Source organism: Mangrovicoccus sp. HB161399 (assembly GCF_013184745.1).
Lineage (GTDB): Bacteria > Pseudomonadota > Alphaproteobacteria > Rhodobacterales > Rhodobacteraceae > Mangrovicoccus.
Genome location: NZ_JAATVU010000001.1, coordinates 244,699 through 260,260, shown reverse-complemented (window position 1 = coordinate 260,260; position 15,562 = coordinate 244,699). Strand labels below are relative to the sequence as shown.

At 68.3% G+C, this 15,562-nt stretch carries 13 protein-coding genes; 5 read left to right on the top strand and 8 right to left on the bottom strand.

The genetic code is table 11. From position 1 onward, the window contains the following. Positions 1-24: 24 nt before the first annotated feature. Genes murJ through HCC78_RS01210 form a run of 3 tightly spaced genes read right to left on the bottom strand, consistent with a single transcriptional unit; the run spans position 25 to position 5,576 of the window. Positions 25-1,602, bottom strand: a complete 1,578-nt coding sequence (gene murJ, locus HCC78_RS01220; RefSeq protein WP_172326901.1) for a murein biosynthesis integral membrane protein MurJ — start codon at positions 1,600-1,602, stop codon at positions 25-27. 7 nt (positions 1,603-1,609) lie between these two features. Continuing rightward, entirely contained in the window at positions 1,610-4,420 is a 2,811-nt protein-coding gene (locus HCC78_RS01215) for a [protein-PII] uridylyltransferase (RefSeq protein ID WP_172326900.1), read from the bottom strand. Next, positions 4,401-5,576: a penicillin-binding protein activator gene (locus tag HCC78_RS01210; RefSeq protein ID WP_172326899.1), complete on the bottom strand. Its 1,176-nt coding sequence runs from the start codon at positions 5,574-5,576 to the stop codon at positions 4,401-4,403. Before HCC78_RS01210 ends, HCC78_RS01215 begins: the two co-directional genes overlap by 20 nt. Before the next feature lie 94 nt (positions 5,577-5,670). On the opposite strand from HCC78_RS01210, the gene rsmI reads away from it, so the two are divergent. The 3 genes from rsmI (at position 5,671) to gshB (ending at position 7,906) form a co-directional block, all read left to right on the top strand. Beyond that, positions 5,671-6,531, top strand: coding sequence for a 16S rRNA (cytidine(1402)-2'-O)-methyltransferase (gene rsmI / locus HCC78_RS01205; RefSeq protein ID WP_172326898.1), 861 nt, complete (start codon positions 5,671-5,673; stop codon positions 6,529-6,531). Between the two features lies 1 nt (position 6,532). Further along, complete coding sequence (locus HCC78_RS01200; RefSeq protein ID WP_172326897.1) at positions 6,533-6,883, top strand: YraN family protein; 351 nt, start codon at positions 6,533-6,535, stop codon at positions 6,881-6,883. 90 nt (positions 6,884-6,973) lie between these two features. Then, positions 6,974-7,906, top strand: coding sequence for a glutathione synthase (gene gshB, locus HCC78_RS01195; RefSeq protein ID WP_172326944.1), 933 nt, complete (start codon positions 6,974-6,976; stop codon positions 7,904-7,906). On the opposite strand, the gene HCC78_RS01190 is transcribed toward gshB, so the two are convergent. Both HCC78_RS01190 and HCC78_RS01185 read right to left on the bottom strand, forming a co-directional pair. After that, entirely contained in the window at positions 7,907-9,418 is a 1,512-nt protein-coding gene (locus HCC78_RS01190; protein WP_172326896.1) for a YifB family Mg chelatase-like AAA ATPase, read from the bottom strand. Positions 9,419-9,486: 68 nt separating this feature from the next. After that, complete coding sequence (locus HCC78_RS01185; protein ID WP_172326895.1) at positions 9,487-10,701, bottom strand: multidrug effflux MFS transporter; 1,215 nt, start codon at positions 10,699-10,701, stop codon at positions 9,487-9,489. Between the two features lie 81 nt (positions 10,702-10,782). Here HCC78_RS01185 and HCC78_RS01180 point away from each other — a divergent pair, with 81 nt between their 5' ends. Together HCC78_RS01180 and HCC78_RS01175 are read left to right on the top strand one after the other, a co-directional pair. Continuing rightward, positions 10,783-11,124: a hypothetical protein gene (locus HCC78_RS01180; RefSeq protein WP_172326894.1), complete on the top strand. Its 342-nt coding sequence runs from the start codon at positions 10,783-10,785 to the stop codon at positions 11,122-11,124. Next, positions 11,118-11,462, top strand: a complete 345-nt coding sequence (locus HCC78_RS01175; RefSeq protein ID WP_172326893.1) for a hypothetical protein — start codon at positions 11,118-11,120, stop codon at positions 11,460-11,462. Before HCC78_RS01180 ends, HCC78_RS01175 begins: the two co-directional genes overlap by 7 nt. A gap of 258 nt (positions 11,463-11,720) precedes the next feature. Here HCC78_RS01175 and HCC78_RS01170 read toward each other — a convergent pair whose 3' ends face one another. From HCC78_RS01170 to HCC78_RS01160, 3 genes are all read right to left on the bottom strand, one after another. Then, a complete protein-coding gene (locus HCC78_RS01170; protein ID WP_172326892.1) occupies positions 11,721-12,377 on the bottom strand; it encodes a rhomboid family intramembrane serine protease in 657 nt (218 codons plus the stop codon). 105 nt (positions 12,378-12,482) lie between these two features. Next, positions 12,483-14,084, bottom strand: a complete 1,602-nt coding sequence (xrtD, locus tag HCC78_RS01165; protein WP_172326891.1) for a VPLPA-CTERM-specific exosortase XrtD — start codon at positions 14,082-14,084, stop codon at positions 12,483-12,485. A 92-nt stretch (positions 14,085-14,176) separates the two neighbouring features. Next, complete coding sequence (locus HCC78_RS01160; RefSeq protein WP_172326890.1) at positions 14,177-15,559, bottom strand: hypothetical protein; 1,383 nt, start codon at positions 15,557-15,559, stop codon at positions 14,177-14,179. Positions 15,560-15,562: the final 3 nt, after the last annotated feature.

Below are 15,562 nucleotides of genomic sequence, written 5' to 3'. Positions count from 1 at the left end.
GGGCAGGGCGCGGATCCCAAGGGCTCAACCGCGCCGCGTCGCCGATTTCAGGTCGCGCAGGGTGAAGGCGCCCGTCAGATGCGAGGCGACGGCATAGGACAGCATGCCGAGGCCCACCAGTGCGGCAAGGGCGATGTAGCGCACCCCGCCGGCATGGAGCATCCCGTCGAGCAGCCGGGCGGAGATCATCAGCACTGCGCCCATGATCAGGCTCGCCAGCACCTGCCGCGGAATGCGGCGGCGCAGCCGGTCGTCGAAGCGGGCGACCTCGCCCATGTCCCGCGCGCCCCACCACAGGAGGCCGACCATCCCCCAGCCGGCCAGGGTCGTGCCCCAGGCGGCGGCGATGAAGCCGAAGACCGGGGCCAGGCCGATGGCGATGGCGGCGTTGATCGCCATCGCCCAGAGTGCGAAGCGGAACGGGCGGACGGTGTCCTCGCGGGCGAAGTAGAGCGGCTGCATCACCTTCTGCAGCACGAAGGCCGGCAGGCCCGCGCCGTAGACCGCCACGGCCAGCGCGGTGGCGGCGGTGTCCGAGGCGTCGAAGGCGCCGCGCTGGAACAGCACCGAGACCAGCGGGCCGGGGATGGCGATCAGCGCCACCGCGGCGGGCAGGGTCAGGGCGAGGGCGAATTCGCCCGCGCGGCTCAGCCCGTGGCGGCTGCCGGCGTCGTCTCCGGCGGCGAGGCGGCGCGACAGGTCGGGCAGCAGCACCACGCCGACCGCGATGCCGACCACGCCGAGGGGCAGCTGGTAGAGCCGGTCGGCATAGGCCAGCCAGGCGACTGCGCCGTCGAAATAGCTGGCGACCTGGCGGCCGACCAGCAGGTTGATCTGCACCACGCCCCCAGCCAGCGCGGCGGGCACCGCGACCTTCACCAGCTGGCGCATGTCGGGGCTGAAGCGCGGCCGGGTGATCCCCATCCGGTAGCCCCAATTCCGCGCCGTCCACCACAGCAGCAGGAACTGGCCGATCCCGGCGGCCAGCACGCCCCAGACGAGGATCCGCCCGGCATGGAGCCCGGCGATTTCCTCGGCCTTGGGCGAGACCGGGATGATCCCGGTCTGCGCCAGCGCAAGGGCAGCGACGAGGATGATGTTCAGCACCACCGGCGCCGCGGCGCCTGCCGCGAAATGGCCGATCGCGTTCAGCACGCCGGTCAGCAGCGCCGCCAGCGAGATGAACAGGATGTAGAAGAAGCAGACCCGGCCGAATTCGACGGCCAGCTCGAAGCGGATGTCGCCGGCGAAGCCCGCCGCCATGGCGAGGACGAGGAGCGGCATCAGCGCCACCCCGGCCGCGGAGAAGACGATCAGCACGAAGCCGAGGCCGGAATAGGCCTCCTGCGCGAAGGCGCGGGCCTGTTCGGGGTCCTCCACGCGCTTCGAGAACATCGGCACGAAGGCCATGTTGAAGGCGCCCTCGGCGAAGAAGCGCCGGAACATGTTGGGCAGGGCGAAGGCCACGAGGAAGGCCTCGGCGACCGGGCCCGTGCCCAGGATGACGGCCAGCAGGATGTCGCGGGCGAAACCGAGAAGGCGGCTGGCCATCGTCCAGCCGCCCACGGTCACGAAGCCCGTAATCAGGCGTATCGGTTTCAAGTTTTCCTCACTCGGTGGCGCGCATGGCGCCCTTCCGGATCGCCTCCTCGAGCTTCCTCGTGAGGGAGTCCTGCTTGCCCGGGCTGACGATCTTCAGCCCGAACATGTCCTTGACGTAGAAGGTGTCGACTGCCTGGGCGCCATAGGTCGCGATCTGGGTCGAGGCGATGTAGACATGGTTGTTCGCGAAGGTCCGGGTCAGGTCGTAGAGCAGGCCGGGACGGTCGCGGGTGTCCACCTCGATGATCGTATAGATCTCGGATCCCTCGTTGTCGAAGATGATCTTTGTCGGCACCTCGAACTTGCGCTCGCGCTTCTTGATCTTGTCGCGCGACTTGATCGCCTCGCGCGCCACCACCTCGCCCAGCAGGGTCTTGTGGATCATGCTGCGCAGCCGGTCCATGCGGTCCGGCCCGTAGGGGTGGCCGTCGGCATCCTGGATCCAGAAGGTCGCGGTGGCATAGCCGTCCTTGGTGGTGAAGCTGCGCGCGTCCACCACGTTCGCCCCGACCAGCGCCAGCGCGCCGGCGAGCCGGGCGAAGATGCCGGGATGGTCCTCCATCGCGAAGCAGCACTGCGTCGCGTCGAGCTGGTCGTCGGCAGTCAGCTCCAGCCGGATCTCGTCATTGCCGAGCCCGTCGAGCAGCTTGGCGAAAATCGCCTGGGTCGCGGTGGCCAGCCCCTGCCAATAGGGCGGGTAGTGCCGCTCCAGCTCTTCCTCGAGCTTCCCCGCGGGCCAGTCCCGCAGCGTCTCGGCCAGCTTCTCCTTGGCTTCCGAGGCCAGGGCGTCGCGGTTGAGATGCTCCATCCCGGTGGCCAGCGCCGTCTCGGTCAGGCCGTAGAGGCGGCGCAGCAGCGTGGCCTTCCAGTTGTTCCAGACATTCGGGCCGACGCCGATGATGTCGCAGCAGGTCAGCACCAGCAGCAGGTCGAGTCGCCGCTTGGTCTGCACCGCGCGGGCGAAGTCGCGGATCGTGCGCGGATCCGACAGGTCGCGCTTCTGCGCCATGTCCGACATCAGCAGGTGCTGCCGCACCAGCCATTCGATGGTCTCGCATTCCTGCTGGTCCAGGCCGAAGCGCGGCGCCACCTTGCGGGCGATGCGCGCGCCCAGGATCGCGTGGTCCTCGTTGCGGCCCTTGCCGATGTCGTGGAAGAACAGCGCCAGATACAGCACCCGGCGGTTGACCGTGCCGTCGGACATGATCCGGCTTGCCGCGGGCAGCCCGCCCTTGAGCTCGCCGCGCTCGATCTCGGCCAGGGTGGAGATGCACTGGATGGTGTGTTCGTCCACCGTGTACTGGTGGTACATGTTGAACTGCATCATCGCCACGACCGGCTGGAACTCGGGGATGAAGGCGCCGAGCACGCCCAGCTCGTTCATCCGGCGCAGCGCGCGTTCGGGGTTGCCGTGGTCGAGGAGCAGCCGCAGGAATATCTCGTTGGCCGCCGGGTTCTGGCGCATCTTCGAGTCGATCAGGTGCAGGTTCGCCGCCACCAGCCGCATCGTGTCGGGATGGATCAGCAGCCCGGTATCCAGAGCCTCTTCGAACATGCGCAGGAAGTTCAGCGGATCGGCGAGGAAGGCGGCGTCGTCGGCGTGGCGCAGGCGGCCATGCTCGACCACGAAATTCTCCGGCACCTTCGGCTTGTGGCGGCCGATTTTCCGGATGTTCTCGATGAAGGAGGTCTTGGTGACGTGGGTCGCCTCGATCTGGGTGAGGAAGATCCGCGTCAGCTCGCCCACCGTGGTGGCGTGGCGGAAATAATCCTGCATGAAATGCTCGACGGCGCGGCGGCCGCCGCGGTCGACATAGCCCAGCTTCTCGGCCACCTCGACCTGCAGGTCGAAGGTCAGCTGGTCCATCGCGCGCCCGGCGATCAGGTGCAGCTGGTTGCGCACCGCCATCAGGAAGCGTTCGGCCCGGTCGAAGCGGTCGAATTCGTCCTGGGTGAAGACGCCCAGGTCCACCAGGTCGGCGGCGTCATCGACGCCGTGCAGGTATTTCGCGATCCAGAACAGCGACTGCAGGTCCCGCAGCCCGCCCTTGCCCTCCTTGACGTTCGGCTCCACGACATAGCGCTGGCCGCCCTGCTTCTTGTGGCGCGCGGCGCGCTCCTCCAGCTTGGCGGCGACGAATTCCGGCCCGGTCTTGGCGAAGAGCTGGCTGCGCAGCTTCTCCACCAGCTGCTCTGCCAGCTCGGGATTGCCGATCAGGTAGCGGGTCTCCAGCACCGCGGTGCGGATGGTGATGTCGCCCTTGGCGCGGGTCAGGGTCTCGGCGATGGAGCGGCTGGAATGGCCGACCTTCAGGCGCAGGTCCCACAGGATGTAGAGGCAGCTCTCGATCACGCTCTCGGCCCAGGCCGAAGGCTTGGCGGGGGTCAGGAACAGCAGGTCGACATCCGAATGCGGCGCCATCTCGGCGCGGCCGTAGCCGCCGACCGACATCATCGTCAGCCCCTTGAGCTGGTTGCGCGAATTGGCCGGATGCAGGAAGCGCGTCGCTACCTCGAACACGGTGCGCACGATGCAGTCCATCAGGTAGGCATAGGAGCGCACGGCGCGGCCCGACTGCATTGGCGCGCGGCGGATGGCCTCGGCGATCGCCTTGTCGCCGCCCTTGCGGGCCAGCATCAGGATTTCCACGGCGCCCTGCTGGATGCCCCGGCTTTCCCCGGCCTCTTCGGCCAGGGTGTCCAGGGCGGTGTGGATCCGCGCGATGTCGAAGATCTCGTCCGGAGGCAGGATCAGATCGGCGGGGGGGACGTAGGAATCCGTTCGGAGGAGGGAACGTTCAGGAGCCGAATGCGCCAAGACTGGATGAAGCCTGTTTGAGGATGGTTACGGTGTTGTTGCGGATGGTCGCGATCGACAGGCTCCGGCGGTTGGTGCCGTCGGAGAGGAAGCGGAAGGTGCCGGTCGCGCCCGAGAAGGCGCCCGCGCTGATCAGCGCCTGCGGGGTCAGGCCCGCGGCGCCGGACTTGCGCGCCTGGGCGGCGATCACGCGGATCCCGTCATAGGCCAAGGGCGCCAGCAGGTGCGGGGCGTTGCCGTTGGCGGCGATGTAGCGCTGGTTGAATTCGCCGGTCGGCGTGGTGTCGGGCATGGTGAACCAGCCGTTCTGCAGCCCGGGCAGCGAGGTGGCGGAGGGCGGCCGGTCGAAGCGCGCCATGCCCATGTACTGGAACTGGCTCGGCGGCAGGCCGTAATCGGGCAGCAGCCCGACCAGCGTCGGCAGCGCCGCCTGGGTGTCCGAGGTCAGCAGGAGCGTGTCCGCCCCGGCGCCGCGGACGGCCGCGGCGATGCCGGGCAGCGCGGCAACCAGCCCTTCCTGGGACAGCTCGAAATCGCCCGAGCCGACCACCTGGACGCCGGAACCCGACAGGCCGCGGGTCGCGGCGTCGCGGATCGCCTGTTCGGCGGCGGAGCGGGCATTGATGATGAAGACCCGGCGCTTGCCCTGGCTGGCGGCATAGCTGCCCAGCTCGGCGGCGATGTTCTCGAAGGTGTTGCCCAGCATCAGCACGTTGCGCCCGGCGATGTCCGAGTTGTTCGAGAAGGTCAGCACCGCGGTGTTCGACGAGGCCATCACCGTGCCGACGGCGGCGGCGTTCTGCGCCAGCAGCGGGCCGAGGATGATGTTGGCGCCTTCCGCCTTGGCCTGCTGCGCGGCCTGCTGCGCGCGGCCGGGATCGGCGGCGGTGGAATAGGTGCGCAGCGTCACCAGGCCCGGCTCGGCCTCGGACACGGCCAGCCGCGCCGCCTTGGTCAGGCTGTCGGCGATGATGCCGAGCTGCGGATCGGCCGCGCCCGAAGGCACCAGCAGGCCGACATTCACCGGGCCCGGGCTGCCGCCGCGGGACACGCTGCCGAAGGCGCCGGGATCGCAGGCGCTCAGCGCGGCCGCGGCGGGAATCATGCTGAGGGCTCCGAGGAACTGGCGGCGGGCAAAGGCGCGGGGCGGGGCCATTCGTGGTCTCCTTGCGGTCCGGGGGCGGGCGGCCTATGCTGCCCGCGTCACTCGATCGTGACGAGCTTACTCGGCTCCGGGAGCGGCATAAACCGTGAATTATCAGCAGACCAAGCTCCAGCCGGGGCTATATCTTGTCGCAACCCCCATCGGGCATGCCCGCGACATTACCCTGAGGGCACTCGACGTGCTTGCCTCGGCGGATGTCCTTGCGTCGGAAGATACCCGGACTTTGCAGAAATTGATGCAAATTCATGGGGTTCCGCGCGAGGGACGGCCGCTGGTCGCCTATCACGACCATTCTTCCGACGCCGCGGTGGCGCGGCTGGCAGGCGACATCCGGGAGGGGCGAAGTGTCGCCTATGCCTCCGAGGCGGGATCGCCGCTGATTTCCGATCCGGGCTACCGGCTGGTGGCGGAACTGGCGCGCGAAGGCCTGCCGGTGACGGTGATCCCGGGCGCGAGCGCGGCGATTGCGGCGCTGTCGTTGGCCGGGCTGCCGACCGACCGCTTCCTGTTCCTGGGCTTTCCGCCCGCCAAGGCCGCGGCGCGCCAGTCCTGGCTGGCCGACCAGGCCCATGCCGGGGCGACGCAGGTGATCTACGAATCCCCGCGCCGGGTCGAAGAGCTGCTGGCGGCGCTCTGCGAGAGCCACGGGCCGGAACGGCCGGCCGCGCTCTGCCGCGAATTGACCAAGACCTATGAAACCGTGCTGCGCGGCACGGTTTCCGAGCTGCTGGCACTGGTGCGGGACACCCCGCCCAAGGGCGAATGCGTGCTGGTCGTCGCCGGAGCGGAGGCCGAAAGCGCGGGCGAGGAGGATGTCGAGACAGCCCTGGTTAACGCCATGGAAAGGCTCAGCATGAAGGATGCGGTCAAGGAAGTGGCCGAAAGCCTGGGGATGCCGCGCAAGGCGGTCTACCAGCTGGCGCTGGGTCTGAAGCAGGAGGGCTGAGATGGCCGGGGCGACGGGATACCATGCGGGGCTGGCCGCAGAGGACTGCGTCGCACGTGTCTACGAGGCCTCGGGACACCGGGTCCGGGCGCGGCGCTGGCGCGGCCAGGGCGGCGAGATCGACCTGATCCTCGAAGGCGCCGACGGGCTGGTCTTCGTCGAAGTAAAGAAGAGCCGCAGCTTCGACCGCGCGGTTGCGCGGTTTTCCGGACGCCAGATGCGCCGGATCTGCGAGGCGGCGGCCGAATTCGTGGCGGGCGAGCCGCTGCAGATGGACACGCCGATGCGCTTCGACCTGGCGCTGGTGGACCAGCACGGTCAGACCCGGGTGGTGGAAAACATCCTGCACTGACGCGGCCGTGTCCGGCGGCGCGGCCAAGTGGCAATTGCACAGAGGCTGCGAATGGGTCAGATGGAGTCCCAAAAGGACGGGATGTTCATGCTGACAATCGCTTTCCAGATGGATCCGATCGAGACGGTCGATCCGAATGCCGACAGCACCTACCGGCTGGCCGAAGAGGCCCAGGCGCGCGGCCACAAGATCTATGTCTACGGGCCGGAGCAGCTGACCTTCGACCGCGGCACGGTCCGCGCGATGGCGCGGCCTGCCGAAATCCGCCGCGGCGAGACGCCCTTCGTCGTGCTGGGGCAGCCGGAAGACCTGGACCTGGCCGAGGTCGACGTGGTCTGGCTGCGCCAGGATCCGCCCTTCGACATGGGCTACATCACCACAACCCACATGCTCGACCTTCTCGACGGGCGCACGCTGGTGGTGAACAAGCCCTTCTGGGTGCGCAACTATCCCGAGAAGCTGCTGGTGCTGCGCTTCCCCGAGCTGACGCCGCCGACGATGATCGCGCGCGATCTTGCGCGGCTGAAGGCCTTCAAGGCCGAGCATGGCGACATCATCCTCAAGCCGCTCTACGGCAATGGCGGGGCGGGCGTTTTCCGGCTCGACCCGAACGACCGCAACCTCAGCTCGCTGCACGAGCTCTTCTGCGGCATCAACCGCGAGCCGCTGATCGCCCAGGCCTACCTTCCGGCCGTGGCCAAGGGCGACAAGCGGGTGATCCTGGTCGACGGCGAGCCGGTGGGCGCGATCAACCGCGTGCCGTCCGAGGGCGAGACCCGGTCGAACATGCATGTCGGCGGCCGTCCCGAGAAGGTCGAGCTGACCGAGCGCGACCGCGAGATCTGCGCCGCGATCGGCCCGACCCTGCGCGAGGCCGGACAGGTCTTCGTCGGCATCGACGTGATCGGCGACTGGCTGACCGAGATCAACGTCACCTCGCCGACCGGCATCCAGGAGCTGGAGCGCTTCGACGGGATCAACGTGGCCGAAAAGATCTGGCAGGCGATCGAGGCCAAGCTCTGATCAGGCCGGTCCGGCAGTCAGCCGGTAGCTCAGCGCCTCGGCCATGTGCGGGGCGCGGATCTCCGCGCTGCCGCCAAGGTCCGCGATCGTGCGGGCGACGCGCAGGATGCGGTGGAAGCCGCGGGCGCTGAGCCCGAAGCGCTCGGCCGCGCGGTGCAGCATCGCGCGGCATTCCGCGTCAAGCGGCGCGACCTCGTCCAGCAGCCGCCCGCCCGCATCGGCATTCAGCCGCACCTCGGGATGATCCGCGAACCGAGCCGCCTGCACCGCGCGGGCGCTGGCGACGCGCTCTGCAATGGCCGCGGAGGTCTCGCCCGAGGCGGGCAGGTCGAGATCCTGGAACTGCACGGGGGGGACCTCGATGCGCAGGTCGAACCGGTCCATCAGCGGGCCGGAGATGCGGCCGAGATAGTCCTCTCCGCAACCCGGCGCGCGGGCGCAGGACCGCGCCGCATCGGACAGGTAGCCGCAGCGGCAGGGATTGGCCGCGGCCAGCAGCATGAAGCGGCAGGGATAGCGGACATGGGCATTGGCGCGGGAGACCACGACATTGCCGGTCTCGATCGGCTGGCGCAGCGTCTCCAGCACCTGGCGCGGGAATTCCGGGAACTCGTCCATGAAGAGCACGCCATTGTGCGCCAGCGAGATCTCGCCGGGTTTCGCGCCCTTGCCCCCGCCGACGATGGAGGCCATCGAGGCGGTGTGATGCGGGTCGCGGAACGGGCGGGCGCGGGAGATGCCGCCTTCGTCGAGCAGTCCGGCCAGCGAATGGATCATCGAGGTTTCCAGCGCCTCGCCCGCGGTCAGCGGCGGCAGCAGCCCGGGCAGCCGCGCGGCCATCATCGACTTGCCCGATCCCGGCGTGCCGATCAGCAGCGTGTGGTGCCGCCCGGCGGCGGCGATCTCCAGCGCCCGCTTCGCGCGTTCCTGGCCCTTCACCTCCGAGAGGCAGCCGGAGTCATGGCCGGGCAGCACCTCGCCCGGTTCCGCCGGGGGCAGGGGCGACTGGCCGGTGAAATGGCGCACCACGTCGGACAGCGAGGCGGCGGCCAGAACTTCGGCCCCGCCGACCCAGGCCGCCTCGGCGCCGCAGGCCTTGGGGCAGACGAGGCAGCGGTCCTCCTCGGCGGCGGCGAGCGCCGCGGGCAGCGCGCCGACCACGGCGACCAGCGACCCGTCGAGCGACATTTCCCCCAGCGCCAGCGCGCGCTCGACCGCGTCGCGGGGCAGGATGTCGAGCGCGGCCAGCAGCGACAGCGCGATCGGCAGGTCGAAATGCGAGCCGACCTTCGGCATGTCGGCGGGGGCAAGGTTGATGGTGATCCGCTTCGAGGGCAGGGCGATCGACATGGCGGTCAGCGCGGTGCGCACCCGGTCGCGGGCTTCCGACACCGCCTTGTCCGGCAGCCCGACGATGGAGAAGGCGGGCAGGCCCGCGGTCACGGCGCATTGCACCTCCACCGGCCGTGCCTCCAGCCCGTCGAAACTTACCGTGAAGGCGCGTGCGACCATGGCCCCCTCCCGCCGCTGACGGAGGAGGGTGGCCCGGACGTGGTTAATGCCTGCTTAACGGCGGCAGGTCAGCCCTGGACGAGCTGCCTTTCGCGGCGGATGACATAGGCGATGCAGCACAGGCCGAGCACGACAGAGACGAACATCAGCCAGATCAGCGGCAGGGCGCCCGATTCCTCGGTCAGCACCGCGCCCGCCAGAGCCGAGAGCGCCGCGCCGCCGCCGATCATGATCGCGCCGCCGACGCCCGAGGCGGTGCCCGCGAGCTTCGGGCGCACCGACAGCATCCCCGCGGTGCCGTTCGGCATGACGAGCCCGTTGCCGAGGCCCACCAGCGTCATCGAGCCGAAGAACACCGCCACCGTCGCCTCGCCCGCATAGAACAGCAGCAGCGAGATCAGCATGCCGGTGGTCGAGATCATCCCGCCAGCCACGATCATCGCGTTGAGCCCGAAGCGCACCGAATAGCGGCCCGACAGCCCGTTGCCGATCATGTAGCCCACGGCCGGCGCGCCGAAGAACAGGCCGAGCTCGGCCGGGGTGAGGCCGAAAACCACCGATCCGACGAAGGGCGCGCCGCCGAGATAGGCGAAGAACGCGCCCGAGGCCAAGGTGGTCGACAGGCAGTAGCCCCAGAAGCGGCGCGAGGTGAAGAGCTCGGGCACGTCCTCGAACTGGCCGCGGAAGCTGCCGCCCTGCTTCGGCGCGGTCTCGCCCAGGTCGAAGAAGATCAGCGCGAAGACGGCAATGCCGCACAGGAGCAGCGCCCAGAAATTCGCCTGCCAGCCGAAGGCCGAGTCGAGGAAGCCGCCGAGCATCGGCGAAACCATCGGCACCAGCGCCATGCCCATGGTGACATAGCCGATGCGCGACGCCGCCTGGTCGGACGGGTACATGTCGCGCACGATGGCGCGGCTCAGCACCAGCGCCGAGACGATCACGGCCTGGGCCATGCGGAAGGCGAGGAAGATGCCGATCGTCGGCGCCATCAGGATGCCCGCGGTGGCAAGGCAGAACAGGCCGCAGGCCACCAGCAGCACCGGGCGCCGCCCGAACCGGTCCGAGATCGGGCCGATGCCCAGCTGCAGCACCGCGTTCATCGCCAGGTAGACGGTGACGGAGGCCTGCATGAGCGCGTAATCCGTGCCGAAATGCTCGGTCATGCGCGGCAGCGAGGGCAGGTAGATGTTCATGGTCGCCGCCGACAGGCCGGCGATGATCACGAGCGTCAGGATTTTGGGCGGGGTGCGCCTGTCGAGGAAGCGCGAAGGCATGGCTTGCATTGTTCCTCACATGCCGTCAAAGAGCGGCCTTGTCCATGGCTGCCGTGCTGCAATCGCGGCGGGCGAGAAGAGGGGCCGAAGATGCGCCGCTGGCAGGTGACCCGCGTTCCGGGCTGCGTGACCCTGTCCCGTCCGGGGCGGGCGCGGTTCGACGTGTCTGCGGCGGCGGCGTTTCCGCAGCTGCGGCCGGTGGTTCTGGCCCATGAGATCCGCAAGGATCTGTGGCGGATGCTGCAGGATCTGCGGGGCTTTTCGCCGGTGGTGGAGATCCGCGATGCGGGTCCCGGGCTGGAGGTCCGCGCGGGCGGCGCGCTGCCGGGCGGGACGCGCCCGGCGCCGGGCACCGGAGAGCGGATCGAAGGCCTTCTGGCCGATCCGGACAAGCGGGCGCGCTGGATCGCCCATGCGAGGTTGAAATGTTGAAGCACAGGGGCTTCCCGGGCCGCTATCCCGGGACCGATTACCAGTTCACCATCCGCCGTGCCAATCCGCGCGGCGTGACGCCGATCACCCGGCGCGAACGGTTCCGCGACCGCAAGGCCGTGGACAAGGCGGTGGACGAGGCCTTCATGGCCGCGCTCTGGGAGCATTTCGGCGAGGAGCCCTTCGAGCGGGGCAATCTCGATGCCGGACGGCTGTCCTGGCTGTTCGGCCGCGAGGTCGTGCCGGCCTCCGAGCCCTTCGATCCGGCCGATTACGAGGCGCTTCTCAGGATCGACGCGGATGCCGCGCGGATGTCCTTCCCGGATATCTTCTACTGACGCCGCGCCCCGGCGGCGGTCCGGGGTGCATATCCCGCCTGTTTTCCCGGCATGTGCCTGCCGGATTGGCGGAGCCTTGGGCAAACCCGGCGATGAGGTAACTTCGAGGCAACGTTTCCATGTGCAGATCAAGGCGCAGGGGCGCAAGCTGAACCTGCGTCGAGGTCACGTGCGGCGCATGTGTACGAGTGTTCCAGTTACCCCTTCCTCTGACAAGCGGCCGCGGTCAGCCCAGACCGGGCCGCTTCTTTTCCTGGATCAGGCGCGGCTCTTGCGGCGGTAGATCGGGCGCCCCCAGAACATCGCGAGCGCCCAGCCGGTCAGGAAGCCGCCCAGATGGGTTTCCCAGGCGAGCTGGCCGTGCAGCAGAACGTAGAACACCACGTTGTAGGCCACGAGGATGAACAGCGCGCGCCAGATCTCGCGCATGCCCTCGCCGTAATGCCGCCGTTCCAGGTAGCCCCAGCAGATCCACACCCCGAGCAGCCCGAACAGCGCGCCGGAGGCGCCGACCATCGGGGTGGGGGAGTCCGACAGCGCGCCGTAGCAGGCGGCACCGCCGATCGCAGTCAGGAGGTAGGCGGCGAGGAATTTCTGCGTCCCGGCCTGGCGGGCGATCTCGGTGCCGAAGCTCGACAGCGCCAGCATGTTGACCAGCAGGTGCAGCCAGCCGGCATGCAGGAAGGCATAGGTGACGAACATGGCCACCGGCTGCAGCGGGTAGTTCGGCTGCCAGTCGCGCAGCAGCGGCGCGTAGAAGGCGAAATTGTCGTAGGTCCAGCTGCGCCAGTAGGGCGAACCGATCAGCCGGTAGTCCGCGAGCTGGAGCACCGCCTCGACGGCGCAGTTGACGATGATCAGCAGGACCACGGCGGCCTGGGGTTCGCGGGGCTGTGTGGGCGCGCTGGTGGGCAAGGCATCCTCTGGCATGTCAGCCGCGTTTGTGGCGGGAGGATAGGCGGACGGGTCGGGGGCGCAAGCCCCTTCCTCTCCCGCCGCGGTTGTGCTTCGCGGCTTTCGTCACTGCGGCAGGTAGCGCGGCAGCGGGACGAGGACCTGCTGCATGATTTCCTGCAGGCGGCGGTCGGCATCGGCCTCGTCGCCATCGCGGATCTCGGTCACGAAGCGGACGATGGAGCCGTCCTTGCGGTGGATCAGCCAGGCATCCTTCAGCACCGACAGCTTGGTGAGGAAGTCGTTGGTCATCCGCTTGCCGCGCTGCTCGAACCAGTAATAGACCAGCTGGCTGTGCATGCCCTTCTGGATCACCGCGCGGTTCACGTCGAAGACGCCGTAGCCGGCATCGGTCATGTCGACCTGGTAGGGGGCGAGACTGTAGACCTCCCAGCCGCCGTTGGGCAGGCAGACCTCGGGCGAATGCAGCCCGCCGCCGTCGGTCTGGTCCTTGTAATAGGCCGAGAAGAAGTCGAAGGTCTCGCCGGTCTTGGTGTTGTGGTACATCGCCGTGACGTAGTCATCGGCCCCCAGCACCTTCTCCACCGCCGGGTCGAGACGGGTGAAATCGCCGTACCAGTCGCCGAAGCTGCGCGGGAAGAGCAGGAAGGACTGCCGTTCGGGCGCGACGATCTCGGGTTCGCGCACCTGGGTCCAGCCGATGGACATGGCGACGGTCAGCAGCGTCGCGGCGATCAGCGCGCCGCTGGGCGCTACGGCGAAGATGCGGCGCGCCTCGCGGCCCAGCCCGTGGGTCTCCAGGTCGATCGCCTGGCTCAGGGGCAGGGGGTTCGGCGTCAGGCGCTGCAGGCCCATGGCCATCAGGAACAGGATGCCGACGCAGGCCAGGAAGATCACCCAGCCCTCGAAGAAATGCAGGAAGCCCTCGGCCTGCTCGATCCCGTAATAGTTCACCAGGATGCCGATCATGCCGATCCGGAAGCTGTTCATCGCCACGGTGATCGGAGCGGCGGAGAGCAGCATCACTGCCTTGTGCCAGAACGGCCCGCGGTAGAGGATCGAGAACAGGTAGGAAAAGCTGAGGATCGGGAACAGGTAGCGCAGCCCAGAGCAGGCCTCGGCGACCTGCAGCTTGTAGACGCCCAGGTCGATGATGTTGCCGTCCAGATAGACCGGGATCCCGGCCAGCTGCACCACCGCGACGCCCAGCTCCGACGACACGCCCTGCAGGAAGATCGACAGCTTCCAGTAGAACAGCTGCGGCAGCGGCAGCATGAAGACCAGGTGCAGCACCGGCGCCCAGTGGCGGCGGCCGCGGTCCCAGCCGAAGCAGATCAGCACCAGCCCCATGATCCAGATGATCAGCGCGTAGCAGACGATGTCGGCGATATCGACGATGTTGCCGATCATCGCGACCAGGATCGCGAAGAGCGCGACGGCGACCCCCGGCCAGCGCAGGCGGACATGGTCCGGCGTCGGCGGGCTGTGGCGCAGCTCGCGCAGGAAGAGGTAGAGCGAGATCAGCGGGATCAGCGGACCGTGGCTGTATTCCGGCGTCACCCAGGCGCGGGCCAGCGAGGTGAATCCGTACCAGAACACGGGCAGCGAGGCGACCACGGCGAGCACTAGCCAGGCAAAGCCGCGCCAGTTCACGGAAACCGGCGTGTTGGCCGGGCCCACCCCAAGATCGGTCGAATCCACTGACATTCCAAAGCCTCGCAAAAGAAAACCCGGGAACCACCTATAAAGGCCGATTCCCGGGCATACACCTGATAATTGGGTGAAGGCTCCAGATTTAGTTACCGGCGCGCCGAGAAGCTCCGCGTCAGGGTGAAAAAGACCGAATTCGACGAGGCATCGCCGCCATTGTCTTCGACCCGTGTACGGTGGCGCAGGCCCGTCGAGACCGACCAGTCGCGGGTGATGTCCTGGTCGTAACTGGCCAGCAGGGTGAGCCGGCTGAGGCTGTTGTCGTCATACTCCGACTCCAGGTCCTGCCTGCGCCCGGCCAGTGCCGAGAGCGTGAAGGAGGAAGTCGGGTTGATCAGCTGCCTGTAGCTTGCGTTCAGGTTGAGGTTCAGCTGGTCGTTGAAATTGTCGTTGAGCGACACGTCCTGGTCCAGGCTGATGTTGAACTGCGAAGTCGGCCCGGCGGTGGCATAGGCCAGCTGGAAGATCGGGCTGGCATCCGACAGGCTGGTGATGCTCGCGCCGACCTGGCCGCTGAAGCTGCCGGTCGGGGTTTCCAGCTCGCGTCCCACCATCAGATCGGTCTTGTCGCCGCCGGCGTAGTTGGTGCTGGACGCGCTTGCGAAGGCGCTGCCGTTGGCCAGGTCGCGGGTCAGCTTCAGCGCGCCGACAAGCCCGTCCCGGGTCTTGCTGCTGCCGTCGTCATAGTCGGTATCGACCTGCTGGTAGCCGATGTTGGCATCGATCGTGGTGACCGGGCTGACATCTGCCTTGGTGCCGACCCGCAGCGAGGCGGACTGGGTGTCGTTTCCGTTGCCGCGCTCGTCGTTGTAGCCATTCGCCTCGACGTAGATCTCGGCAGTTTCGGTCGTGTCGAACCCGACCGTCGCGGTGAGTTCCTCGGTCTCGCGGTCCGACAGGCCGGTGCCGCCGTTGGTGTCGTAGTAGCTGGTGTCCGAGGCCCGTCCCGTGAGGGCGAAGCGGATCGGGCCGTCGCCATTGAGCTCCAGCGCGAAATCCCCGCGCACGAGCGTCCGCCGTCCGGTCCCCGAGGTGTCGTCGAAACTGCCGTCGTCGTTGATGAAGTTCAGCGGGTCGAGGAATTGGACATCCGCGTCGTTGGCGAAGAGGTTGAAGGCGAAGCTGCTGTCGTCGATGGCCCGCTGGTAGGCCAGATTGACCGTCCCGTCGTCCAGATCGGTCTCGGTTCCGGTCACGGGCAGGTCCGCGAAGCGCAGCACGCCGGAAACCTGGCCGCTCAGGCTGGCAATCGGCGTGGCGCTGGAGATGCCCAGGGACAGCGTGTTGTTCCAGAGGAAGGCATTGCCCGGCGAGGTATCGGAGAGCGAATAGTTGTCGTCCGCCTCGGCAGAGCTGCTGATCCGGGCCGTAAGGATGGTGCCCTGCCCGTCGGCCTGCTGCGACGCTGCCGGGACGGCGAAAACAACAGCGCCGCCGGTGACGGCGCTGGCCAGGAGGCTGCGGCAACTCACGCG

Coding starts and splice junctions, on each gene's coding strand:
- HCC78_RS01200 (WP_172326897.1), top strand. CDS start 6,533: ATGGCCGGGGCGACGGGATACCATGCGGGGCTGGCCGCAGAGGACTGC.
- HCC78_RS01210 (WP_172326899.1), bottom strand. CDS start 5,576: ATGGCCCCGCCCCGCGCCTTTGCCCGCCGCCAGTTCCTCGGAGCCCTC.
- HCC78_RS01175 (WP_172326893.1), top strand. CDS start 11,118: ATGTTGAAGCACAGGGGCTTCCCGGGCCGCTATCCCGGGACCGATTAC.
- HCC78_RS01180 (WP_172326894.1), top strand. CDS start 10,783: ATGCGCCGCTGGCAGGTGACCCGCGTTCCGGGCTGCGTGACCCTGTCC.
- HCC78_RS01185 (WP_172326895.1), bottom strand. CDS start 10,701: ATGCAAGCCATGCCTTCGCGCTTCCTCGACAGGCGCACCCCGCCCAAA.
- HCC78_RS01190 (WP_172326896.1), bottom strand. CDS start 9,418: ATGGTCGCACGCGCCTTCACGGTAAGTTTCGACGGGCTGGAGGCACGG.
- xrtD (WP_172326891.1), bottom strand. CDS start 14,084: ATGTCAGTGGATTCGACCGATCTTGGGGTGGGCCCGGCCAACACGCCG.